The sequence below is a fragment of the Streptomyces sp. NBC_01176 genome (assembly GCF_045039825.1).
In the GTDB taxonomy this organism is placed as follows: Bacteria; Actinomycetota; Actinomycetes; order Streptomycetales; family Streptomycetaceae; genus Streptomyces.
In genome coordinates this window covers 7,458,489-7,481,789 of record NZ_CP108600.1, presented here as the reverse complement: position 1 = coordinate 7,481,789, position 23,301 = coordinate 7,458,489, and the positions used below count along the sequence as shown (strand labels likewise).

Here is a 23,301-nt window from a genome sequence, read left to right as displayed (position 1 = left end):
GCGGGTCGCGGGGGACGTGTGAGTCACGGAAGCTAACGGACCGCGCACGCCCGGGGGAAGACACACGGCGGGATCGGTCGGCACGGTTCACCCCGGGAGGAAACGGACGATCGCCTACCGCTCCGGGCGGGGTCGCGGAGGGCGGACGCCCGGCCGACGTCCGTCAGACGATGCCGAACAGGATCCCCGCCCCCAGCACCACCAGCGACGTCAGCGCCGCCCACTTGACCACGAACCGGGTGTGGTCGCCGAACTCGACCTTCGCCATGCCGACCAGGACGTACACGGCGGGAACGAGCGGGCTCGACATGTGCAGCGGCTGGCCGACGAGCGAGGCGCGGGCGATCTCCAGCGACGAGACGCCGTGTGCGTGGCCCGCCTCGGCGAGCACCGGCAGGACACCGAAGTAGAAGCCGTCGTTGGACATGAAGTAGGTGAGCGGGATGCTGAGGACACCGGTGACGAGGGCCATGTGCGGGCCCATTCCGTCGGGGATGTTGGAGACCAGCCACTTGGACATGTGGTCGACCATGCCGGTGCCCTGGAGGACGCCGGTGAAGACGGCGGCGGCGAAGACCATGCCGGAGACGTTCAGGACGTTCTCGGCGTGGGCGCCGAGGCGGGCCTTCTGGTCGGGCATGTGGGGGAAGTTGACGGTGAGCGCGAGCGCGGCGCCGAGCAGGAAGAGGACCGGGATCGGCAGCCACTCCATGATCATGGAGGTCAGCAGGGCGAGGGTGAGCAGCGCGTTGAACCAGTAGAGCCGGGGGCGCAGGGTGACGCGGTGGGGGTCGAGTCCCTGGAACCCGTCCTCCTCGTCGGGAACACCGGCGTCCGCGCCCGGCCCGGAGCCCGCACCGCCCGTGGGTACGGCCCCGGTTCCGTCACCGCCGCCCGCACCACCCGCGCGCACGGCCCCGGTTCCGTCACCGCCGCCCGCACCGACCAGGACCGTCGCGGTCTCCGGTTCCAGCACCTCGTCCAGCGTCAGCACGCCGAGCCGCCGGCGTTCGCGGCGCCCGAGGACGTACGCGAGGGCCAGGACGCTCAGCAGGCCGACGGCGAGGGCCGGGACCATGGGGACGAAGATGTCGCTCGCGTCCAGCTTCAGCGCGGTCGCGGCGCGGGCGGTGGGGCCGCCCCAGGGCAGCGTGTTCATCACTCCGTTGGCCATCGCGGCGACGCCGGTCATCACGACCAGGCTCATCTTCAGGCGCTTGTAGAGCGGGTACATCGCCGAGACCGTGATCATGAAGGTGGTCGAGCCGTCGCCGTCGAGCGAGACGACCGCGGCGAGGACCGCCGTTCCGATCACGATCCGCAGCGGGTCGGCCCGGCAGAACCTCAGGATCCCCCGGACGATCGGGTCGAAGAGGCCGACGTCGATCATCACTCCGAAGTAGACGATCGCGAACATCAGCATCGCCGCCGTGGGGGCGAGGTCGGTGACGCCGTCGATGACGTAGTCGCCGAGTTCGGCGCCCTTTCCGACGAAGACACAGAAGAGTGCCGGAATGAGCACGAGCGCCGCGATCGGCGACATCTTCTTCACCATGATCAGGACCAGGAAGGTCGCGATCATGGTGAAGCCGAGGATGGTCAGCATGGGTGGATACCTAACGTTCGCCCTTGAACTCCCGCCAGGGCCGGCGGTGCGACGACGTTAGGTCGGTCCGGAATCGGTTGACAAGATGTTGACGCGCGAGCAATAAGCGCAAAACTCCAGGTCACAGCCTCGTCTCGGCGGGCGTGAGCTCGACGGGGATGCCGTTGAGCACCGCCGTGCCCGACAGCGGGTCGAGGAGCGAGCCGTCGAGAAGCTGGTTGACGTTGACGCCGGGATCGAGGGCGGCGTGGCTCATCCGGGTGCCCGGACGGTCGTGTCCCCAGCCGTGCGGCAGGCTCACCACTCCGCGCCGCACGGCGTCGGTCACCTCCGCGGGGGCGGTCACCTCTCCCCCGGCCCCCTTGATGCGTACGGCCGTCCCGTCGGCGAGCCCGAGACGTGCGGCGTCCTCGGGGTGGACGTGCAGGGTGCAGCGGTTGGAACCGCCGGTGAGCGCGGGCACGTTGTGCATCCAGCTGTTGTTGGAGCGCAGATGGCGTCGGCCGACGAGCACGATCGCGGCCGGGCGTTCGCGCAGGGCGTCCCGCAGCCGCGGCAGGTCGTCGGCGACGGGTGCCGGGAGCAGTTCGATCCTGCCGCTGCGGGTCTTGAGCGGCTGCGGCAGGCGGGGGCGCAGCGGTCCGAGGTCGATGCCGTGCGGCCGGGCGAGGAGCCGGTCCAGGTTCAGACCGTCCGGGCGGACGCCGAAACCGTCGCCGTACGGGCCGAGGCGCAGCATCATGTCGAGGCGCCGCTCGGGTCCGGTCTCGCCGGTGAGCGCGGCGGCGAGTTCGCGGGGGTCGCGCCGGTGCACCGGTCCGTGCGCGTCCTCGACCGCCTTGGCGAGGGTGGAGTCGACGACCATGGCGTCGACGGCGGACGGGTCGGTCCCGTGCATGCCGGTCGCGGCCAGCACCAGGCGGGCGAGGATCTCGGTCTCCGCCATCCGGCCGGGTTCGAGGGGGACGGCGGGGCGGTTGTAGCGGACCTGGTTGCGTACGGCGAGGGTGTTGAAGGCGAAGTCGTGGTGGGCGCTCTGCGAGGGCGGGGGCGGAGGCAGGACGACGTGCGCGTGGCGGGAGGTCTCGTTGAGGTACGGATCGACGCTGACCATGAAGTCGAGCGAGTCGAGGGCCTTGTCGAGGCGGTCGCCGTCGGGGGCGGACAGGACGGGGTTGGCGGCGACGGCGATGACGGCGCGGACCGGGGACCCTTCGGGCGTGGCGGTGTCCATCTCCTCCGCGAGGGCGGACAGCGGCAGTTCACCCTTGGCCTCGGGGTACCGGCTCACCCTGCTGTGCCAGCGGCCGAGCGCGAAGCCGTGACCGGGGCCCGCGGGCCGGGGCGTCCGGTCGGTGGCGGCGAGCGGGAAGAGGGCGCCGCCGGGCCGGTCCAGGTTGCCGGTGAGGATGTTGAGGATGTCGACGAGCCAGCTGGCGAGGGTGCCGTGGGGCACCGTGCAGCTTCCGATGCGCCCGTAGACGGCCGCGGTGGGGGCGGCGGCCAGCTCGCGGGCGAGTGCCCGGATGGTGTCGGCGGGTACGTCGCAGGCCTCGCTCGCGGCTTCGGCGGTGAAGTCCCCCACGGCGTCCTCGAGTTCCTCGATGCCCTGGAGGTGCGGAGTGAGCTCGCCGGGGTCGACGAGCTTCTCCTCGAAGAGGACGTGGGTCATCGCCGCGAGCAGCAGGGCGTCGGTGCCGGGCCGGACGGCCACGTGACGGTCCGCGAGTTCGGCCGTGCGGGTCCGGCGCGGATCGATGACCGTGAGCGTGCCGCCGCGGGCCCGCAGCGCCTTGAGCTTGCCGGGGAAGTCGGGTGCGGTGCACAGACTCCCGTTGGATTCCAGGGGGTTGGCGCCGATCAGCAGGAGGTGGTCGGTGTGGTCGAGGTCCGGCACGGGGATGGCGTTGGCGTCGCCGTAGAGCAGGCCGCTCGACACGTGTTTGGGCATCTGGTCGACGGTGGAGGCTGTGAAGACGCTGCGGGTGCCGAGGCCGGAGAGCAGAACGGTCGGGTAGAGGGCGCCGGCCATGGTGTGGACGTTGGGGTTGCCCAGGACGACGCCGACGGCGTGCGGGCCGTGCTGGTCCACGACCGCGCGCAGTCCCGTCGCGACGGCGTCGAAGGCCTCCTCCCACGTGGCCTCGCGCAGTGCGCCGTCCTCGCGCACGAGGGGGGCGCGCAGTCGGTCGGGATCGCCGTCGGCGGCCCCGAAGGAGGCACCCTTGGGGCAGAGGAATCCCTTGCTGAACACGTCGTCACGGTCGCCGCGGGCGCCGGTCACCCGGGTGCCCTCGATGGTGAGCGTCAGCCCGCAGGTGGCCTCGCAGAGGGGGCAGACGCGCAGGGCGGTGCGGGAGTCTCGGGTGGTGCCGGAGGTGCGGGACACGGGTCCTCCCGGAGGACGGCGGCAGCGGTGGCACACGGACGCGGCCGAGCATACCGACCGGTACGGATGAAAGGGAGGGCTCTCGGGGGTGCGGTCGAAAATCTGCGCACCCTCCCCGGCCCGCGCCCGGTTCAGTCGAGGACGCGGCCCAGATAGGCACGCAGCAGTTGCCGGGTCTCGGCGATGATCCGCTCGTCGCCCTCCGGGTCGAGCCGGAAGGCGAGGTGGACCAGGGTGTCGGCGGCCTCCACGGCGACGAGGAAGGTGCGCCGCAGGTCCTCGTCGGGCGTGCGGTCGAGATAGCCGGAGAGCAGGTCGGTGAGCCGGTCGGCGACGCGGGTGTTGGGCTCGGCGTGACCGGAGCCGACCGGTATCTGGTTTCCGAAGTCGACCAGGGAGAAGCCGGGAGCGGTGCGTTTCATGGCGAGGTACTCGTCGAGCACGGCGTCCATGGCGGCCCGCCAGCCGCCCGCGTCGTCCGACTCCCCGAGGCGGACGGCGACTCGTTCGGTGTAGTGCTCCAGGTTGCGCTGGGCCAGTGCGTCGGCCATGGCGCGCTTGTTGCCGAAGAAGCGGTAGACGGATCCGATCGGGACACCCGCGCGCTGGGCCACGGCCCGGGTGCTCAGGGCGTCGTAGCCGACCTCGTCGAGAAGGCCGGCGCAGGCGTCGAGGATCCTCGTCAGTCTTTCGGCGCTGCGGCGCTGGACGGGCGCACGGCGGAGCGGGGTCGCAGGGGGCACGGGCTTCATGATGCCTTTCCGCCGGAGTCCGGTGAACCTCCCGTGTCGGTACCGGCCGGGCCGCCGTTCCCGCTCGTCGTGGCCGTCCGCGTGCGGGGCGGGGTGGTCGTGCCGGCCGCCGCGGTGGCCCCCGTGGCGGTGGCCGCGGGGGGCGGAGTCCGGGTCGGCGTGGCCGCCGGGGCGGAGCCGCGCGTCGGGGCGGAGCCGTGCGTCGGGGCGGACGCGGACGCCGTGATGTCGGCCGTGCTCTGCACCGGCTTGCCGTGCACGGCCCACACCGTCCGGTCGTCCGCGTAGAGGCGTGCGGTGACGTGGTGGGTGCCGCGTGGCACCAGGCCGCCGGCGAGGTGGTGTTCGACGGTGCGCAGCGTGGCGATGGTGCGGCCGTCGAGGTAGAGCAGTGCGACGCCGCGGCCGGCCAGGGCCCGGGTCCTCGCTCCGGCGGGCGAGAAGTGGAAGTGGTGGACGCTCAGGCGCACGTCCCAGCCGTAGTCGGAGTCCGGCTGGACCTCGATCGCGACCTCGGGCGCGTTCTTCTTGTCGACCTCACGGTAGTGCCGTCCCTCCTCGTCCGTCCCGTCCAGGAGTCTGCCCACGGGCGAGGCCGACACCCGCTCCCCTCGCCCGTGCCCGTCACCGGAGCCGCAGCCCGCCGGTCCGCCGAGCAGGACGCAGACCGCGAGCGCGGCGAGCAGTCCACGCTTCCACGACATGCCGGGGAGAGTAGAACAACGGTCCGACGGCCGGATCCCCCTGAAGTCGGGTTCTCGGCCCGTGCGGCAAGCCCTGGGTCGTACGTCGCCCCCGCGCCCCGGCCGCGCGCCGCGGCCGTGGCCGGTCCCGAGCGGTGCCGCGAGCGCCCTCTTGCGCACGGTGACGTCGAATCCTACGGTGATGCATAGGAATCGGGCGCGAGGGAGCGATCATGAGCGGGGACGCGAGGAAGACGGCCGAGGGGCTGGCCTACCTCTCCGGATTCGGCAACGAACACAGCTCGGAGGCGGTCCCGGGGGCGCTGCCGCACGGCCGCAACACGCCGCAGCGCGCCCCGCTCGGGCTGTACGCGGAACAGTTGAGCGGTACGGCGTTCACCGAACCCAGAGCCCACAACCGGCGTTCGTGGCTGTACCGCATCCGCCCTTCGGCCGCGCATCCCGCGTTCACGCGCACGGACAACGGCACCCTGCGCTCGGCTCCGTTCACCGAGACCGAGCCCGACCCCAACCGGCTGCGCTGGAACCCGCTGCCGGAGCCTCCCGCGGGCACGGACTTCCTCGCGGGCCTGTGGACACTCGGCGGCAACGGCGACGCGACGCGGCGCACGGGCATGGCGGTGCACCTCTATCACGCCAACTCCCCGATGGAGCGGGTGTTCAGCGACGCCGACGGGGAGCTGCTGATCGTGCCGGAGCGCGGCGGGCTGCTGCTGCGTACCGAGTTCGGGCTGCTGCGGGTGGAGCCGGGCGGGGTCGCGCTGATCCCCCGGGGGGTCCGCTTCCGGGTGGAGCTGCTCGACGACGCGTTCGACGGCGGGCCCGGGGTGTCCGCCCGCGGCTATGTGTGCGAGAACTACGGGGCGCCCTTCCAACTGCCCGATCTGGGCCCGATCGGCGCCAACGGACTCGCCAACGCACGCGACTTCCTCGCCCCCGTGGCCGCGTACGAGGACACCGAGGGCCCGGTCGAGGTCGTCAACAAGTTCTGCGGCAACCTCTGGACGGCGACGTACGACCACTCTCCGCTGGATGTCGTCGCCTGGCACGGCAACCATCTGCCGTACGTCTACGACCTGCGCCGTTTCAACGTGATCGGCACCATCAGCTACGACCACCCGGACCCGTCGATCTTCACGGTGCTGACCTCGCCGAGCAACACACCGGGGCTCGCCGGCGTCGACTTCGTCGTCTTCGCGCCGCGCTGGCTGGTGGGTGAGGACACCTTCCGGCCGCCGTACTTCCACCGGAACGTGATGAGCGAGTACATGGGGCTCATCGAAGGGGCGTACGACGCGAAGGCCGAGGGTTTCGTGCCGGGAGGCGGCTCGCTGCACAACATGATGTCGGCGCACGGGCCCGACCGGGAGACCTTCGACCGGGCGAGCGCCGCCGAACTGCGGCCCCAGAAGGTCGACGACGGGCTCGCGTTCATGTTCGAGACGCGCTGGCCGGTGACCGCCACGGCACAGGCGGCGGGCGCGGAGCACCTGCAGCGCGGGTACGACGACGTGTGGCAGGGCCTCCAACGGCACTTCCGCCCGTTGCGCTGAGCTGCGGCGACCGGTACGGATACCTTCGTGACCTCCTTCGCCCCGGATTCGATCGTCCTGAACCGCAAGTTGCCGCTCTGGTACCAGGTGTCGCAGTCCTTGCGCGCCTCGATACTCGGGCGGTCGCCCCATGATCCGCTACGGCTGCCGACCGAGGAGCAGTTGGCCGGGCACTACGGGGTGAGCGTGCTCACCATGCGGCAGGCGCTCAAGGAGCTGGAGGACGAGGGGCTGATCAACCGCCATCGCCGGCGGGGCACGTTCATCGAGCCGAGTGCGCGGCGGGGTGCGCCCGTGCGGCTGCTCGGCTCGGTGGACACGATCGTGGCCCAGCAGTCGGGCATGACGACCGAGCTGCTCGGCCACGGACCGGTCCCGCTGCCGGCCGAACTCGCCGAGTACTTCCCGGACGTGACCGAGGTGGGCGCGTACCACCGGCTGCGCAGCGACGAGAAGACCGGCGAGCCGACGAACCACGCGCGCAACTACGTACGTCCCGAACTGGCGGCGCTGATCGACCCGCAGGACCTGGTGCGCTGGCCCATGACCAAGGTGCTGCGGGACGTGGTGGGCCTGCGCATCAGCCGGATCACCGACACCGTGGAGGCCCGGCTGGCGGACCCGGAGACGGCTCGGCTGCTCCAAGTGCCGCTGCTCAGCCCGATCCTGCACTACACCGGCATCGTGTACGGCGAGGACGGCGCCGCCCTGGACGTGGCCCGCATCCAGTACCGCGGGGACCGCTTCTCCTTCACGGTCACGCTCGACGCCCACTGACGACGGCGTACGAGGACGGCGTGCGCGGCCCGCGTCGTACGATGCCCAGCGTGACGCACGACGACGACGCTCCGCTGCTCGCGGACCTCATGCCGTGGTCGGTCGCACCGCCGAGGCTGGGGCGGGGGTGGCCGGTCGCTCCCGACGCCTCGTCCCTCGGAGCGCGGTGGAACGCCCTGCTCAAGGCCGAGGGGCCGGAACGGGAGGCGCTGTTCGGCTCCAGCCGCTCGCGCACCCCGCGGTCGGCGGTCCCGCAGCTTCCGGGGCAGTCGACCGGGACGGGGCGCCTCGCACGCGAGTCGGGTCCCTGCCCGGAGCCGGTGCGTGTCCTGCACGGCCCGTTCGACGAGCAGTGGCTGATCCCTGACCACCGGCTGATCGACGCGGCGCGTCCCGAGCTGTGGCGGGTGGCCGACGAACGGCAGGCGTTCGTGGTCGAGCAGACGGTGGTGCCCGGCGCACCGGGGCCGGTCCTGCTCGCCACCTCCCTCCTGCCGCTCGGTGCCGGACGCGGCGGACGGATCCGGCCCCTCTACCGGCGGCCGGGCGGCCTCGAACCGAACCTGGCGCCCGGCCTGACGGAACACCTGGGTGCCCGGCTGGGCCGCTCTCCCGACGCCCTGGACGTCCTGGCGTGGACGGTGGCGGTCGCGCGGCCGGGCCGGGGCGGCGGCCGTGTCGTCCCCCTCACCGCCGACCCGGAGGTCTGGGAGCGCGGGGTCGAGCTGGGCCGCGGGATGCTGCGGCTGACACGGCGCGACGGCGAGCGTCCCAAACTGCCCGGAGGCCGTCGCCCGTACGTCCGCGCACCGCTCCCGGCCTCCCCCCTCGAACTGCGCTACGACCGTGAAGAGGAGGCCCTGTATCTCGGCGAGGGCCGGATCTCCCCCGTGCCGCCGCACGCCTGGGACTTCGAGGTGGGCGGGGTGCGCGTCCTGGAGCAGTGGTTCGCTGAGCGGACCGGGCCGGGCGGACCGGGCACTCTGGAGGCGATCGGGCCCTCGGCCTGGCCGCAGACCCGGACCTCCGAGCTGCTCGAACTGGTCACGGTGCTGGCACTGTTCGGGGAACTGCGGCAGCGGCAGGCGGAGCTGACGGTGCGGGAGGCGCCGATCGGCGCGAGCGAGCTGCGCGCGGCGGGGGTGCTGCCGGTGCCGGAGGCGGCACGACGGCCGGCGTCCGTTCTCGATCACCACGAGGAGGGCCCGGAGGGCCAGTTCGCGCTGCTCTAGTACCGCGGCACCGGGTCTGGGCCGGGGACCGGTGAGCCGGCTCCGGGCCCGCGACCGGCTGGTCCGAGTTCGGGCCGGGGACCCGTGGGCCGGGAGAGTGTCGCCTGGATCCGCGCGCTGCCGGGCGGGAGTCAGGGCGCGTACGAGCAGAGGGTTTCACCCGCGCCCGGGGACACACCCGGGCGACGCTGCGCGCCGTGGGGATGACGGGCGGCGAGAGCGCAGCGTGCGCGCCGGGGACGGTGTGGTCGCCTGAGCGCGGGTCGGGTACCGCGTGACCGGACTAGTGGCCACCGAACAGGGATCGACGAAGTCGTTTCAGAGGTGCGAAGAGCGAGACCCGCCGTACGCGCGCGCCCCTGCTGTTGTTGTCGTGCGTGGTGTCACGCGCGGTGAGCTCACGCATCAGCGACGTCGCCTCGACCGTCTCGCGCTGCGGTATGGCAGGGCCACCCAGCACCGCCAGATGGCGGTCGAGGCGCGAACTGGTCGCGCTGCTCCCGCAGGTGATCGCAGGGACACGTGCCCTGCTGCGCACTGTTATCTGTTCCATGTCTCTCCCCACCCGTACGAGTCCACCCGGCCCGGGCAGGCTAACCCTATCGCTCCCTCATGGCACTCGTGTATCGCGGTCACAGGATTCACCTTCCCCGTAAGGGTGTTGACGATTACTCTCCGAATCCAACAGATTTCAGGGTGAGTTGGACAACTGGCGCGGTTGTGGGCTGCACCGAGCCGCCGTGCGGCTCGACGGTCACTGCGAGTGACGTCGCCCGAGTGTTCAGTCCGGTGGCCATCAAGGGCGTGTCGCCCTCGAAGAGCCCGAGGGAGCGCGGTCGCGCCTGGGGGCGCATGAGCCACAGCTGGTGCACGCGCCCCCCTGACGGAGTGCCGAGTCCGCTCAGTGTCACGACGGCGCGCCCTTCCGACGCGGAGGCGACGACACCGATCCCGCGGCCCTGCGCGTCCCGTTGACCGGACGCGCGGGCGTCGGGCGCCGCCAGAACGTGGGCGATCTCACGTGCCTGGGCCCGCTCCTGGTCCAGCTTGTCCTGGGTCTGGGTCGCCTGTACGGCGAACAGGGAAGCGACGACGAGGGCCGCGGCGGCGGTCGCGGTGGCGAACGGGGCGAACAGTGGACGGAAGCGCGGGTCCCGCGCACGCGAGGGTCCGTGCGCCGCCCGCGGGCGCGGTGCGCCGCCCGGCGACGCCGGTTCCTGCGGGGTCGTGCGGACAGCGGTCAGGACCCGCTCGCGCAGCGCGGCCGGGGCCGGGGCCGCGGTGGACCAGGCGAGCCGCACCGCGTCCTCGCCCAGCGCCCGCACCTCGGCCTCGCAGCGTGCGCAGCCGCGCAGATGCCGCTCGAAGCGGTGGCGCTCGTCGGGCTCCAGCGCGTCGAGGGCGTAGGGCGCCGCGAGCGAGTGCAGATCGCGGCGCAGCAGACGGTCGAGGACGCTCATGCGACGCCTCCCAGGAGATGCCGGGCGCTGCTGGGCAGGTCCAGAACGCGGGTTCGGAGGAGGTGAGTACCGGTGGGGAGATGCCGGAAGGGGTGACGGGCGCGCGGGTGAAGCGGTCGGACGCCACCGGCGTCGACCCGGTCGGCGCTGCCACGGGGGTGCGCGCCTCCGGCGCCGGGGTGCCGGGTTCCGTCGTCGTGGCTCCAGGGGAGCCGGGCCCCGCTCATGCGGCACCCCCCAGGCAGTTGCGCAGCCGCGTCAGACCGTCACGCATGCGCGTCTTGACCGTCCCGAGCGGCAGGGAGAGCCGGTCGGCGACCTCACGATAGGTGTAGCCGTCGTAGTAGGCGAGGGTGACGGACTGCCGCTGGAGGACCGTGAGCCGGTCCAGACAGCGTCGTACCCATTCACGTTCGAGCCCGGCCTCCACCTCCTCGGCGACCTGGTCGAAGGCGGGGTGGTGGGCCCGCTGCCCCTCGCGCTGCTCGCGCTCGGTGGCCGCGCGGGCGCTGCGGACCCGGTCGACGGCCCGCCGGTGCGCGAGGGTGAGGATCCAGGACAGCGCGCTGCCCCGGCCGGGGTCGAAGCGGGCCGCGGAGCGCCAGAGTTCGAGCAGCACCTCCTGGGACACCTCCTCCGACTGGGCGGCGTCCCGCACCACCCTGCGCACCAGTCCGAACACGGGTCCGGACACGATCCCGTACAACTCCTCGAATGCCTTCTGGTCGCCTCCGGCCACGAGCACCAGAAGTTCGTCCGCCTCCACTCGTTCCCCCCTCTCCGGGCGCGCACGGCCCGGTCCTTCACCTACGTGTTCGCAGCGAGCGGTCCTTCGGATGGGTTACGGATCAGCGGTCCGAAAAAGCGGGTCGACCGCGAAAGAGCCGCGAAAAGAAGCCAGCCGCCCGCTGAGACGAGTCGCCGAACCCGCCGTAAGAACGTTTGGGATTCGACCAATCCACCGCTGCGACCGCTCCGAATGGCGTGCGTCAGGCAATTGGGATCTGAGGACGGACGGCATGACACCTATCTCCAGGAGTGGCGTGGGACGCAGGAGTCTCGTGACTCTCATCTGTGGTGCGCTGGCCGCCGGTGGGCTCGCGGCCGCCGGCGTGACCGTGCTGGAACCGGGGGCGGCCTCCGCCTCCAGCCACCGGGAGGCCCCGCTGATCTCGGGGACCCCGCAGTACGACAACACCGACGTGTACGCCTTCGTGAGTCCGGACAAGCCGGACACGACGACGCTCATCGCGAACTTCATCCCCTTCGAGGAACCGGCCGGCGGACCGAACTTCTACACGTTCGCCGACGACGCCCAGTACGACATCCACATCGACAACAACGGTGACGCGCAGGGCGAGTTGATCTACCGGTATACCTTCAGGACGCACCGGAAGAACGGCGACACCTTCCTCTACAACACGGGTCCGGTCAGCAGCCTGGACGACCCCGACCTGAACATCACGCAGACGTACGACATCGATCTGCTGCGGCTGCACAACCAGAAGCTGGTCTCCAAGACCAAGGTCGCGGACGACATCCCGGTCGCGCCGTCGAACGTCGGCAAGGCGTCGATGCCCGACTACACCAAACTGCGCAACCAGGCGGTGTACAAGCTCGCCGGTGACTCCACCACGTTCGCCGGCCAGGCGGACGACCCGTTCTTCCTGGACCTGCGGGTTTTCGACCTGCTGTACGGCGGCAACCTGTCCGAGGTCGGGCGGGACACCCTCAAGGGCTACAACGTCAACTCGATAGCCCTGCAGGTGCCCAACGACATGATCCGGGAGTCCGCCGGGCAGCCCGTCGTCGGCATCTGGTCCACGGTCCAGCGCGCGGACGCCCGCGGCGACTGGACGCAGGTCTCGCGGCTGGGCAGCCCGCTGGTCAACGAGGTCGTCAACCCCCAGAAGGACAAGGACAAGTTCAACGCGTCCGCGCCCTGGGACGACGCCCAGTTCCTGAAGAACGTGACCAACCCGGAGCTGCCCAAGCTCATCGAGGGGATCTACAAGATCAAGGCACCGGCCGAGCCGCGCAACGACCTGGTCGACGTGTTCCTGAAGGGCGTGAAGGGCCTCAACCAGCCGCCTCACGTGCGTCCTTCGGAGGAGCTGCGGCTCAACACCTCCATCAAGCCGAGCATGCATCCCAAGCGGCTCGGTGTGCTCGACGGCGACAACGCGGGCTTCCCGAACGGGCGTCGGCTCTCCGACGACGTGATCGACGCGTCGCTACGGGTCGTCGAGGGCGAACTCCTCGGCCAGAAGACCGGCCTGACCGACTCGGTCGACAAGAACGACAAGAAGTTCGAGAAGTCCTTCCCGTACCTGGCCGAGCCGACGTCGGGTTCGCGCGGTTCGCTGGCGAAGGGGACCGGCAACAACGTCCGCAACCAGCTGGGTGACGCGATCCAGACGGGTTCGGGCGGCACGGACACCATGCTGATCGCGGGCTCCGCGGCGGCGGGCGTGGCCGGGGTCCTGCTGATCGGCGCCGGCGTGATGTGGTGGCGCCGCCGCATGTACCGGGCCTACTGACCGGCCCGGCCCACCGACTGGCGCGGCCCGTACTCCCCATCCCCCACGGCACGGGCCGCGCCGCTCCCTCCCCCGCACGAAACGAACGTTCCCCCCTAGGACCTTGAGGAGTGGGCATGTCCCCGCGTACGAACGAGAGCGCGCCGGAGGGCGAACCCGGCGAGCGGTCGGTCGCCACGACGGAGCCCGATCCGGCTCCGCCGATCCGCACGGCGAAGGACTCGCCCGCGCGGTCCGCGGCGCGGGCACGGGTCGCGGCCGCCGACCGGACGACACGCGCGCACGCCCCCTCGACGTCCGACGACACGACCGTCGCCGCCGCGGAGGAGGAGACGGCGGTCGACGGGCGGAACGAGGTGACCGCGGAGACCGAGGTGACCGCGGAGACCGAGGTGACCGAGGTGACCGAGGTGACCGAGGTGAACCCCGAGGAGAACAAGAAGGACGCGGCCGGCGAGGAGCGCGCGGACGACTCCACGGACGGCGGCGGGCCGGGCACGGTGAGCGGCGAGGCCGGCGCGGGTGACGAACGGACCGGCGCGGGTGACGAACGGGTCGCCGCCGTCCGGCGGGTCTCCGCCTCGGCACGCCGCTGGCGGACCGTGCAACTCGTCGCTTGCGCGGCGTCGTTGGCCGTCGCACTCACCGCGGGGGCCGTGGTCGTCGGGGCCGTCAGGAGCGGCTCGGGCGCCACCGTCGCCGCCGCGCCGAGCGCCGTCTCTCCGCAACTCCTCGCCAGTGGCGACCTCGACACGAGCATCACCGCGCTGCAGGCCCACCTCCGGGCCCAGCCGAAGGACTTCGGCGGCTGGGCGACGCTCGGACTGGCGTACGTGGAACAGGCCCGCACCAAGGGCGACCCCTCCCGCTACCCCCAGGCGCAGCAGGCGCTGGACCGCTCCCTGAAGCTGCGCCCCGGCAACGAGTCGGCGCTCGCGGGACGGGCCGCCCTCGCCGCGGCACGGCACGATTTCACCGGCGCCCTGACCTACGCGGACACGGTGCTCGAGGAGAACCCGTACAGCGAGCGCGCCCTCTCCTCCCGTATCGACGCGCTGGTCGAACTCGGCCGCTACACCGAGGCATCGAAGGCCGCCGACCTGGCCGACTCGCGCCGCCCGGGCGTCCCCGTCTTCACGCGGTACGCCTATGTGCACGAACTGCGCGGCGACGTGAGGACAGCACGCCGGGTCCTCGAGCAGGCACTCGGCACGGCGACCAGCCGGGGCGACATCTCGTACGTGGCCAGCGCGCTCGGTCAACTCGCCTGGAACCAGGGACGGTACACGGACGCCCTCACCTACTACGCGCGGGCGCTGGCCGCCGACGACACCTACCTCCCGGCACTGGAGGGCCGTGCCCGCGCCCAGGCCGCCCGGGGCGACGACGCGGCGGCGATCAAGGGCATGGAACAGGTGGTGGAGCGCTACCCGCTGCCCCAGCCCCTCGTGGAACTGGGCGAGTTGTACGAGGCGCGGGGCAATCCGGGCGACGCGCGCAAGGCCCACGACCAGTACGCGCTGGTGGACGCGTGGATCGCGCTCGCCCACTCCTACGGCGTCGACGCCGACCTCGACACCGCCCTCGCCGCCGCCGACCACGGCGACCGCGGAGCCGCGCTGAAGGCGGCCCGCGACGAATGGGCCCGCCGCCACACCGTGCACACGGCGGACGCGCTCGCCTGGGCGCTGCACGTCAACGGCCGTGACGCGGAGGCCCTTCCGTACGCCCGCAGGGCCACGGCCACCGGCTACCGCAACGCGTCCTTCCTCTACCACCGCGGCATGATCGAGCGCGTCACCGGCCACCGCAAGGAGGCCCGCGCCTCGCTGAAGGCGGCCCTCGACCTGAACGCGGGCTTCTCCCCGCTGGGTGCCCGTGCGGCCCGTAAGGCCCTGGAGGACGACCAGTGACGCCGCGCCGACTGTTCGCCTCGTGCGCGGCCGTGCTCACCGCCGCCTGCGCCCTCGTCCTGGTGCCCGGCGGCGCCGCGAGCGCGCATCCGCTGGGCAACTTCACCGTGAACCGGTACGACGGACTCGTCGCCGCCCCCGGACAACTGCGCGTCGACCACGTCGAGGACCTCGCGGAGATCCCGGCCACCCAGGCGAAGCCCGACATCGAGAAGCTCGGTATGGCGGACTGGGCCCGGCAGCGCTGCGGGACGGCGGCGCACGGCAGCAGGGCCAGTGTCGACGGGCGGACGGTCCCGCTCACCGTCGCCGCGAGCCGGGCGAGGCTGCGCCCGGGCCAGGCCGGGCTCGACACCCTGCGTGTCGAGTGCCGGCTGACGGCCCCGCTGCCCGAGGCGGCCACGGTGTCGCTGGGCTTCCGCGGCGCGGGGGCCGACCGGGGACCTGGCTGGCGCGAGATCACCGCGCGCGGCGACCGGATGACGCTCACCGCGTCGGACGTACCGAGGACGTCGGTGTCCCGGGAGCTGACCGGCTACCCCAAGGCGCTGCTCTCCTCCCCCGCGGACACCGCGACCGCCTCTCTGCGGATCCGGCCCGGCGGCCCCGCGCTGACCGAGGAGGGACCGGCCGCGCCCGGCGCCTCCGTCCTCCCGCGCGGCGCCGACCGCTGGACCCGGGCCCTGGACAACCTGGTCGCCCGGCACGACCTCACCCTCGGCTTCGCCATGCTGGCCCTGGTCGTCTCGGTGGGCCTGGGCGCGATGCACGCGCTCGCGCCGGGCCACGGCAAGACACTGATGGCCGCGACGGCGGCGGCCCGGGGCGGCCGGGCCGGGCTGCGCGACGTGCTGCCGCTGGCCGCCTCGGTCACGGTCACCCACACCCTGGGCGTCGTCGCCCTCGGCCTCCTGGTGACGGCCGGCTCCGCCGCCGCGCCCTCCGTGATCGCGTGGCTGGGCATCGCGAGCGGCGTCCTGGTGACGTGCGCCGGCGTCACGCTCGTACGGCGCGCATGGCGCAACAGGGCACCCGGACAGGGGCTCCCGCCGAGGCGCGGCGGGGGCCGCGCACATGGCCACGACCATGGCGGCGACCACCACCACCACGACCACGGCCATGAACACGGTCACGGCCTCGAACACGGACACGAGCACCCCCACGGCTCCACGCACGACCACCCCGACCACCCCCACGAGGCCGCCGAGCGGCGCCAGCGCCCGCTGGTCCTCGCGCACGCCCACGCGTCCGCCGTCGCGACGGTCAAGGACGGCGCGCACCACCCCGGCGGTGCGCCGCGCGAGCACCCGCACCACCCCGACCACCGCCATCACAACCACGACCACCCGCACGGCCGCACGGTCCCGCCGACCCTCGAACACACCCACGGCGGGTCCACCCACACCCACGCCGTGGCCCCCACGATCCGCGGCACGATCCTGCTCGGGTTCGCCGGCGGGCTCGTGCCCAGTCCGTCCGCCGTCGTCGTCCTGGTCGGCGCGGCGGCCCTGGGACAGGCGTGGTTCGGCCTCCTCCTCGTGCTCGCGTACGGCGTCGGGCTGGCCCTCACCCTGACCGCGGCCGGGTTCGCCGTCGTCAAGCTCGGCAGTGGCATGAACCGGGCGCTGGCCAAGCGTCCGCGGTGGGCCGAGGGGACGGCAGCGGCCCTGGTCCGCAGGACGGCGCCGCTGGGTTCGGCGTTCGTCGTCGTGGCCCTGGGCGCCGGATTGGTGTTCAAGGGGGCGGCATCCGCACTCGGTTGAGCTACTTTTGTGGAGAAATCACGCGGATGCGCGACGGATACGAATGGGGGGACACCCGTGTCCGAAGAGCCGGGCAGTGAACGTGTGATCGCGGGCCGCTACCGTCTTCTCTCCCCTCTGGGCCAGGGCGGAATGGGGACCGTGTGGCGTGCCCGGGACGAGGTGCTGCACCGCGAGGTCGCGGTCAAGGAGGTCCGCGCGCCCGCCGGGCTCATGGGGCCCGAGGTCGAGCGGATGTACGCGCGCCTGGAGCGCGAGGCCTGGGCCGCGGCCCGGGTGCCGAACCGCAACGTGGTCACGGTGTACGACGTGGCGACGCAGGACGGCCGCCCCTGGATCGTGATGGAACTCGTCCGCGGGATCTCCCTCTCCGACCTCCTGGACGCCGAGGGGCCGCTCTCCCCGCGGCGCGCCGCGCACATCGGGGCCGAAGTGCTCTCCGCGCTGCGGGCCGCGCACGAGGCGGGGGTTCTGCACCGTGACGTGAAGCCGGCGAACGTCCTGTTGTCGAACGACGACCGGGTGGTGCTCACGGACTTCGGTATCGCGACGGTCGAGGGCAGTTCGGCGCTGACCATGACGGGCGAGGTCATCGGCTCGCCCGAGTTCCTCGCCCCGGAGCGGGCGCTCGGCCGTACGCCGGGGCCGGAGTCGGACCTGTGGTCGCTCGGGGTGCTGCTGTACGCGGCGGTCGAGGGCAACTCGCCGTTCCGGTACAACACCCCCCTCAACACGCTGCGCGCCATTGTCGACGAGCCGCTGCCGCCGCCCCGCCGGGCGGGAGAGCTGACTCCCGTGATCGAGGGGCTGCTGAGGAAGGACCCGGCGGAGCGGATGAGCGCCGCGCAGGCGGAGAGCGACCTGCGGATCATCGGCGCGGGCGGCTCCCCGGCCGCGGGCCCTTCGACCGCGAGCTCCCGGACGCCGACGGTCTCCGCTTTCCCCGAGCCCGCGCAGGGTCCGCCGCGCCGGGACCACGGCACGCCGTATCCGCAGGGTCCGACGCGGGGCTACCCGTCGTTCCCGCCCGTCACCGACACCCCGGCCTCGACGGAGCCCGTCCGCAACCGCCGGGCGGCCGTCGCCGTGATCGCGGGGGTGGCCGCGCTCGCTCTCGCGCTGGGCGGACTGACCTACGCCCTGATGAACCACGACAGTGGCGGGGAGGGCACCACCAGCTCCAGTGGCACGGGCAGCGGCGACAGCACCGACAAGGGCGCGGGCGACGGCAGTTCGCCGTCGGGAAGCAGCGCGAACGGTGCCGCGGCGTCCGGCGGCGCCTCTCCGGCCACCCCGTCGCCCGGCGGCCGGACGAGTACGCCGCCCGCCCAGTCGGTGCGGGTGACGGTGGTGGGTGCGCACACCGACTACTCCGGGGCCTGTCCGCCGCCGCAGGCCCAGGCGCCCGTCTTCACCGCGACGTTCACGGTGGGCCGGGTGCCGGCGCGGGTCGAGTACCGCTGGGTGACGGAGACCGGCCAGGTCTCCGACCCGGGCTGGAAGACCCTGTCGTTCTCGGCGGGTGACGGCAGGACCGCGCGGAAGTCGGTCGTCGTCACGACGTACGACGCGAGCGGGACGTACCGGAACGCGATCGGGGTGGAGGTCCGCAGCCCGGTGCACACATCGTCAGACTCGGTCCCGTTCACGGTCACGTGCGTGACGGAGACCCCGTCGGACGGGGCCTCCGCTTCCGCCTCGCCGTAGGGCCGGTCAGGCCACGCCGGTGAAGACCGGCAGATAGCCGCCGGAGTGGCCGGCCGCGGTCGGGTGGTACGACTCGGTGATGTCCAGCAGGTTGAGGCTGTGCAGCCAGGCACTGCCGGAGCAGAGCTCGTGACCGGTGAAGGTGGTCCTGACGTCGCCGAAGGTGAAGCCGTGGTCGGCGGCGCGCTTGGCGATGGCACTGTCCAGGTAGTCGGCGGCGCCGTTGATCGCGGCGCGCTTGGTGTCGGAGAGGCCGAGGCAGGTCGCGCCCAGCTTGTAGAACCGGGGATAGCCGAGCACCACCACGTGGGCGGCGGGTGCTTTGGCGCTGATCGCGGAGTAGACGGAGTCGAGTTGACCGGGGAGCGTCGAGTCGACGTACGCCCTGGCGGTGGCGATCCGGGACAGACAGCCACTGTCGGACTGGAGTACGCAGGTGGTCATGACGTCGGCGAAGCCGGCGTCGTTGCCACCGATGCTGATCGAGACGAGGCCGGTGGAGGAGTTGAGCGGGCCGAGCTGGTTGGCGAGGACATCACCCGTACGGGCGCCCGAACAGGCCGTGAAGGCGAACGACGAGGGTGAATGAGCGGCGGCCCAGAGGTACGGGTACGACTTCGTGCTGCGCAGACAGTCGCCGCTGGAGCTGATGTAGCTGTCGGCGCCGACCCCCGAGGAGTAGGAGTCACCGAGAGCCACATATCCGGTGGCGGCCGCGGTGGGGGACGCCTGCGCCGCCGCTGCCCCGGTGAGGGCACCGCCGACGGCGAGGAGGAGTGAGGCCACGTATGCCGTAATTCGGGAACGTCTCATGGAACCTCCCTTTAGCAGGATCTCTGCCACAACTTTGGTAGCAGCTACGCGTGTTGACAGGAAGTGTCCATGCCAAAGATTTCCGCGACGGTCCGGGCCGCCGCACCGCGCTCACCGGCGGCATCGTGGTTGCACGTTCCTGTCCGCAACCAACTCGGCGGGCCCGCGGCACAGTTCGTCCGGAGCGGACGGCGTCTTCGGAAAAGGTGCACGGAACAAGGCCGTCACAGGTTTGAAGTCGCCCAAGAAGCCCGCATCAGTGCCCACCGCATCTTGACGGCCACCAGCCCCCTGCGCGACATTGAAGCCCGGCATCCGGCGCTTCGGGGGGCAAAGTCGCCAATGCAGACCTTAGGCATCAAGTCACCTTCACCAGACAGTGACGAGCGGTCGGGACAGGATCCGGGGAGGGACCTGGTCCCCTTGTTCGCGGGCGTGGCGGTGGCCGTCGCGGGAGTCGGCGCGGTGCTCGCGCTCACCGACGTGGACTCCTCGCTGCGCGGCCCGTTCACGCTGTTCTTCCTGCTCGCCGCGCCCGGAGCCGCAGTCGGGGCCGCGCTGCGCGGGCTGGATCCCTTCGCCCGCACGGTGGTGTCCGTCGCGGGAGCGATCGCCGTCGATCTCCTCGTCGCCCAGGGCATGCTGGCGGTGCACCGCTGGTCGGTCCCCGGCGGGATCGTGGCCGTGGCCGCCATCAGCTCCCTCGTCCTCCTGCTGGTACTGGTACGGCGGCTGCGCGGCCGTACCGCGAGAAGACGGACCTCCTGAAGTGGACATACGCGTGTACCGCCCCGGCGAGCTGAGCACCGCCGACCGGGCGGCCTGGACGGCTTTGCAGTCGAAGGCCCATCTGAACGGCTCGCCGGAGCTGGCGAATCCTTTCCTGTCCCCGGAGTTCACTCTCGCGGTGGGACGCTGCCGGCGGGGCGTACGGATCGCGGTGGCCCGCGAGGACGGCGAGCCCACGGCGTTCTTCCCGTTCCAGAGATCCACCACCGGCGTCGGACGGGCCGTCGGCCTCGGCGTCTCCGACTGCCAGGGTCTGGTGCACCGCCCCGGGTTCACCTGGGACGCCCAGGACCTGCTGCGGGAGTGCGGACTCGCCGTATGGGAGTTCGACCATCTGGTGGAGGGTCAGCCGCCGTTCGAGGCGGGAGCCTCCGGCACCTTCCCTTCGCCGGTCATGGACGTCGACCAGGGCTACGAAACGTATCTGCGCCAACTGCGCGCCCGCTCGCCGAAGTTCACCCGCACCACGCTCGCCAAGGAGCGCAGGCTCGGCCGGGACGCCGGCGAGGTGCGCTACGTCCACGACGAGCGCGACCCCGCGGCCCTGCGCACCCTGATGGACTGGAAGTCCGCGCAGTACCGCAGAACCGGGCGCAGCGACCGCTTCGCGCACGCCTGGATCAACCATCTGGTGCTGCAGCTCTTCCACACCCGCTCCGAGTCGTTCGCGGGCATCCTGTCCGTGCTGTACGCCGACGGGAAGCCGGTCGCCGCGCACTTCGGGCTGCGCACCGAGCGGGTCCTCGCCTGCTGGTTCCCGGCCTACGATCCGGCGTTCGCGAAGTACTCGCCGGGGCTGATCATGCATCTGCGGATGGCCGAGGCGGCGGCGGCCGACGGAATTGCCTATCTGGATCTCGGGCGGGGCCAGAAGGAATACAAGGACTCCCTGAAGACGCGGGAACTCACCGTGTCCGAGGGGTGGGTGACGCGGCGTCACCCGGTCGCGGTCGGACACAGGGCGCGGCGCGCTCCGGTCCGGGCGCTGCGCAACATGGTGCTGTCGCGTCCGGAGCTCTTCGAGCCCGCCGACAGAATTCTCAAGCGGATGGGGAAAATCCGTTCGAGTCGTTAGGTAACGGCCAAACCAACAAAAACGTGGGGGCACGTTCCAGGCCTTGCCATAGAGACACAATCGTCAATATCGTCATACATCTCACCCGCATCGGACCGTCATGCGTATGCGATCTAGGGGAGGGCTCAAGATCGCGAAGAGGGTCCGGCACGGGGCGCGGTAGGGGGGTGCCGTGCTCGGTGACCACACTTGTGCCGAGCCGTGCCGCGCGGTCGGCTTCCGCTTTTCCGGGAGCCGGCCAGCTTTGCCAGCTCACCCGGCACGCACGGAGATCGATTTCGGCATGCCGTAAGTGAGAACCCCCCTTTCGAACCGGACAAAGAGACGGACCGCCCCAGGGGCGGGCGGTCCACCGGACGAGAGGGACCAGACTCATGAGCTCAGTCCTGCGCCCAGCCATTTCGGGCGATGATCCGTTAGCGGTCGGCAAATACCGGCCGATCTCCTCTCACCTGGCCATTGCGCCACCGGTGAGTGTGGTGATCCCCGCCATGAATGAGGCGGAGAATCTCCCCTACGTCTTCAAGACACTTCCCGGCTGGATACACGAAGTGGTTCTCGTGGACGGCAATTCCACCGACGACACCGTCCGGGTGGCCCGGGAACTCTGGCCCGACGTCAAGGTCGTCGAGCAGCGCGGCAAGGGCAAGGGCGACGCACTGATCACCGGGTTCGAGGCGTGCACCGGCGACATCATCGTGATGGTCGACGCGGACGGCTCGGCCGACGGACACGAGATCGTGTCCTATGTGTCCGCGCTGGTGTCCGGGGCGGACTTCGCCAAGGGCTCGCGGTTCGCCAACGGCGGCGGCACGTCCGACATGACGCCCGTCCGCAAGCTCGGCAACAGGGTGCTGTGCGCGGTCGTCAACGCCAAGTTCGGCGCCCGCTACACCGACCTCTGCTACGGCTACAACGCGTTCTGGCGGCACTGCCTGGACGAGATCGACCTCGACTGCACCGGCTTCGAGGTCGAGACCCTGATGAACATCCGGGTGGTCAAGGCGGGTCTCAAGGTGCAGGAGATCCCCAGCCACGAGTACCTCCGTATCCACGGCGCGAGCAACCTGCGCGCGGTGCGGGACGGGTTGCGGGTCCTCAGGGTCATCCTCAAGGAGCGCTCCAACCGGCGCGCGCTGCGCCGTCGGCCGCACGCTTCGCAGCTCGACTCGGGTCAGGGAGAGGTGTCTTGAGCAGTCCCGACATCTCCGTGGTGGTCTGCGTCTACACCGAGGACCGCTGGGAGGACATCCTCGCGGCGGTCTCCTCGGTACGGGCGCAGTCACTGCCCGCCCTCGAGACGCTCCTCGTCGTGGACCACAACCCCACGCTGCTGGAGCGGCTCGGCAGGGAGTACAAGGAGACCGACGCGGTGCGGGTGCTCGCCAACGCGGGCCCGCGCGGCCTGTCCGCCGGCCGCAACACCGGGATCGCCGCCGCGCGCGGCGGGATCATCGCGTTCCTCGACGACGACGCCGTGGCCGAGCGGGACTGGCTGCGTCACTTCGCCGCCGGGTACGCGGATCCGCGGGTCATGGCCGTCGGCGGCCGTACGATGCCGATCTGGGCGTCGGGCCGCCGTCCGGCCTGGTTCCCCGAGGAGTTCGACTGGGTGGTGGGCTGCACGTACAAGGGCCTGCCGGAGGGCAGGGTCCGGGTCCGCAACGTCCTCGGCGGAAACGCTTCCTTCCGCCGTACGGCGTTCGACGCGGCGGGCGGCTTCGCGACCGGCATCGGACGCGACGGCGACAAGCGTCCGCTGGGCTGCGAGGAGACGGAGCTGTGCATCCGGCTCACCCGCGCCAGGCCGGACGCGATCCTGCTGATCGACGACCGCGCGGTGATCCACCACCGGGTACCACGGGCGCGCGAGCACTTCGCGTACTTCCGCACCCGCACCTACGCGGAGGGTCTGTCCAAGGCCCTGGTGGCGCGCAGCGTCGGCGCCGCGAAGGGCCTGGAGTCCGAGCGCCGGTACACCACCCGGGTCCTGCCCGCCGGAGTCGTGCGCGGCGTGCGCGACGCGGTGCTGGCCCGCCCGGGCGGCGCGGGCCGCGCCGGCGCCATCGTCGCCGGGGTCCTCACCGCGGCCGGTGGGTACGTACTCGGCAGTCTCCGGGCCCGCAGGGGCGGGGCGGTGTTCTCGGTGGTGGAGATCGGGGACGGTCCGGGGCGTGAGGGGGCGGCGGCGTGAGAACAGGACCCGTGTCCGGCACGGGGCGCCACGG

General features: G+C 71.9%; 19 protein-coding genes. 11 read left to right on the top strand and 8 right to left on the bottom strand.

Annotation, left to right across the window (positions count from 1 at the left end; all coding sequences use genetic code 11):
- Positions 1-163: 163 nt before the first annotated feature.
- The 4 genes from OG199_RS32430 to OG199_RS32415 form a co-directional block, all read right to left on the bottom strand.
- Positions 164-1,606: a CitMHS family transporter gene (locus OG199_RS32430; RefSeq protein ID WP_405832454.1), complete on the bottom strand. Its 1,443-nt coding sequence runs from the start codon at positions 1,604-1,606 to the stop codon at positions 164-166.
- Between the two features lie 121 nt (positions 1,607-1,727).
- Complete coding sequence (locus OG199_RS32425) at positions 1,728-3,995, bottom strand: molybdopterin oxidoreductase family protein (protein WP_405832452.1); 2,268 nt, start codon at positions 3,993-3,995, stop codon at positions 1,728-1,730.
- Between the two features lie 131 nt (positions 3,996-4,126).
- On the bottom strand, positions 4,127-4,747 hold the full coding sequence (locus tag OG199_RS32420; protein ID WP_356803530.1) for a TetR/AcrR family transcriptional regulator: 621 nt from the start codon (positions 4,745-4,747) through the stop codon (positions 4,127-4,129).
- Positions 4,744-5,451: a nuclear transport factor 2 family protein gene (locus OG199_RS32415; RefSeq protein WP_401802948.1), complete on the bottom strand. Its 708-nt coding sequence runs from the start codon at positions 5,449-5,451 to the stop codon at positions 4,744-4,746. The genes OG199_RS32420 and OG199_RS32415 overlap by 4 nt, the downstream gene beginning before the upstream one ends.
- Before the next feature lie 212 nt (positions 5,452-5,663).
- Here OG199_RS32415 and hmgA point away from each other — a divergent pair, with 212 nt between their 5' ends.
- The 3 genes from hmgA to OG199_RS32400 are packed head-to-tail and all read left to right on the top strand — an operon-like array spanning position 5,664 to position 9,013.
- Positions 5,664-7,004, top strand: coding sequence for a homogentisate 1,2-dioxygenase (gene hmgA / locus OG199_RS32410; RefSeq protein WP_356803526.1), 1,341 nt, complete (start codon positions 5,664-5,666; stop codon positions 7,002-7,004).
- A 27-nt stretch (positions 7,005-7,031) separates the two neighbouring features.
- Complete coding sequence (locus OG199_RS32405; RefSeq protein ID WP_405832449.1) at positions 7,032-7,781, top strand: GntR family transcriptional regulator; 750 nt, start codon at positions 7,032-7,034, stop codon at positions 7,779-7,781.
- Positions 7,782-7,822: 41 nt separating this feature from the next.
- Complete coding sequence (locus OG199_RS32400) at positions 7,823-9,013, top strand: type ISP restriction/modification enzyme (protein ID WP_405832447.1); 1,191 nt, start codon at positions 7,823-7,825, stop codon at positions 9,011-9,013.
- Between the two features lie 283 nt (positions 9,014-9,296).
- Here OG199_RS32400 and OG199_RS32395 read toward each other — a convergent pair whose 3' ends face one another.
- The 3 genes from OG199_RS32395 to OG199_RS32385 form a co-directional block, all read right to left on the bottom strand.
- Positions 9,297-9,566: a hypothetical protein gene (locus tag OG199_RS32395; RefSeq protein ID WP_153291450.1), complete on the bottom strand. Its 270-nt coding sequence runs from the start codon at positions 9,564-9,566 to the stop codon at positions 9,297-9,299.
- Positions 9,567-9,681: 115 nt separating this feature from the next.
- The gene (locus tag OG199_RS32390; RefSeq protein ID WP_356803522.1) at positions 9,682-10,473 is read right to left on the bottom strand and encodes an anti-sigma factor; all 792 of its coding nucleotides are present in this window, start codon (positions 10,471-10,473) and stop codon (positions 9,682-9,684) included.
- Between the two features lie 223 nt (positions 10,474-10,696).
- Positions 10,697-11,239 carry a sigma-70 family RNA polymerase sigma factor gene (locus OG199_RS32385; protein ID WP_401802960.1) on the bottom strand — a complete coding sequence of 181 codons (543 nt, stop codon included), beginning with the start codon at positions 11,237-11,239 and terminating at the stop codon, positions 10,697-10,699.
- Between the two features lie 253 nt (positions 11,240-11,492).
- Between OG199_RS32385 and OG199_RS32380 the strand changes: the two genes are divergently transcribed.
- From OG199_RS32380 to OG199_RS32365, 4 genes are all read left to right on the top strand, one after another.
- Complete coding sequence (locus OG199_RS32380; RefSeq protein ID WP_402177238.1) at positions 11,493-13,013, top strand: DUF4331 domain-containing protein; 1,521 nt, start codon at positions 11,493-11,495, stop codon at positions 13,011-13,013.
- Positions 13,014-13,129: 116 nt separating this feature from the next.
- A complete protein-coding gene (locus OG199_RS32375) occupies positions 13,130-14,926 on the top strand; it encodes a tetratricopeptide repeat protein (protein WP_405832444.1) in 1,797 nt (598 codons plus the stop codon).
- Entirely contained in the window at positions 14,923-16,689 is a 1,767-nt protein-coding gene (locus OG199_RS32370) for a sulfite exporter TauE/SafE family protein (RefSeq protein WP_405832442.1), read from the top strand. The genes OG199_RS32375 and OG199_RS32370 overlap by 4 nt, the downstream gene beginning before the upstream one ends.
- A gap of 57 nt (positions 16,690-16,746) precedes the next feature.
- Positions 16,747-18,396: a serine/threonine-protein kinase gene (locus tag OG199_RS32365; RefSeq protein WP_405832440.1), complete on the top strand. Its 1,650-nt coding sequence runs from the start codon at positions 16,747-16,749 to the stop codon at positions 18,394-18,396.
- Between the two features lie 6 nt (positions 18,397-18,402).
- Here OG199_RS32365 and OG199_RS32360 read toward each other — a convergent pair whose 3' ends face one another.
- Positions 18,403-19,209 (bottom strand): SGNH/GDSL hydrolase family protein, encoded by an 807-nt coding sequence (locus tag OG199_RS32360; protein ID WP_401802973.1) that lies wholly within the window; start codon positions 19,207-19,209, stop codon positions 18,403-18,405.
- Positions 19,210-19,632: 423 nt separating this feature from the next.
- On the opposite strand from OG199_RS32360, the gene OG199_RS32355 reads away from it, so the two are divergent.
- From OG199_RS32355 to OG199_RS32340, 4 genes are all read left to right on the top strand, one after another.
- Positions 19,633-19,977 (top strand): hypothetical protein, encoded by a 345-nt coding sequence (locus OG199_RS32355; RefSeq protein ID WP_405832437.1) that lies wholly within the window; start codon positions 19,633-19,635, stop codon positions 19,975-19,977.
- 1 nt (position 19,978) lies between these two features.
- A complete protein-coding gene (locus OG199_RS32350; protein ID WP_356803421.1) occupies positions 19,979-21,073 on the top strand; it encodes a GNAT family N-acetyltransferase in 1,095 nt (364 codons plus the stop codon).
- A 374-nt stretch (positions 21,074-21,447) separates the two neighbouring features.
- Positions 21,448-22,266 (top strand): glycosyltransferase family 2 protein, encoded by an 819-nt coding sequence (locus OG199_RS32345; RefSeq protein ID WP_356803423.1) that lies wholly within the window; start codon positions 21,448-21,450, stop codon positions 22,264-22,266.
- Positions 22,263-23,267 carry a glycosyltransferase family 2 protein gene (locus tag OG199_RS32340; RefSeq protein ID WP_356803424.1) on the top strand — a complete coding sequence of 335 codons (1,005 nt, stop codon included), beginning with the start codon at positions 22,263-22,265 and terminating at the stop codon, positions 23,265-23,267. Before OG199_RS32345 ends, OG199_RS32340 begins: the two co-directional genes overlap by 4 nt.
- Positions 23,268-23,301: the final 34 nt, after the last annotated feature.

Bases quoted from the DNA above. Each gene is read 5' to 3' on its own strand.
- OG199_RS32430 (WP_405832454.1), bottom strand. From the start codon at position 1,606: ATGCTGACCATCCTCGGCTTCACCATGATCGCGACCTTCCTGGTCCTG.
- OG199_RS32420 (WP_356803530.1), bottom strand. From the start codon at position 4,747: ATGAAGCCCGTGCCCCCTGCGACCCCGCTCCGCCGTGCGCCCGTCCAG.
- OG199_RS32415 (WP_401802948.1), bottom strand. From the start codon at position 5,451: ATGTCGTGGAAGCGTGGACTGCTCGCCGCGCTCGCGGTCTGCGTCCTG.
- hmgA (WP_356803526.1), top strand. From the start codon at position 5,664: ATGAGCGGGGACGCGAGGAAGACGGCCGAGGGGCTGGCCTACCTCTCC.
- OG199_RS32400 (WP_405832447.1), top strand. From the start codon at position 7,823: ATGCCCAGCGTGACGCACGACGACGACGCTCCGCTGCTCGCGGACCTC.
- OG199_RS32395 (WP_153291450.1), bottom strand. From the start codon at position 9,566: ATGGAACAGATAACAGTGCGCAGCAGGGCACGTGTCCCTGCGATCACC.
- OG199_RS32390 (WP_356803522.1), bottom strand. From the start codon at position 10,473: ATGAGCGTCCTCGACCGTCTGCTGCGCCGCGATCTGCACTCGCTCGCG.
- OG199_RS32380 (WP_402177238.1), top strand. From the start codon at position 11,493: ATGACACCTATCTCCAGGAGTGGCGTGGGACGCAGGAGTCTCGTGACT.
- OG199_RS32375 (WP_405832444.1), top strand. From the start codon at position 13,130: ATGTCCCCGCGTACGAACGAGAGCGCGCCGGAGGGCGAACCCGGCGAG.
- OG199_RS32360 (WP_401802973.1), bottom strand. From the start codon at position 19,209: ATGAGACGTTCCCGAATTACGGCATACGTGGCCTCACTCCTCCTCGCC.
- OG199_RS32345 (WP_356803423.1), top strand. From the start codon at position 21,448: ATGAGCTCAGTCCTGCGCCCAGCCATTTCGGGCGATGATCCGTTAGCG.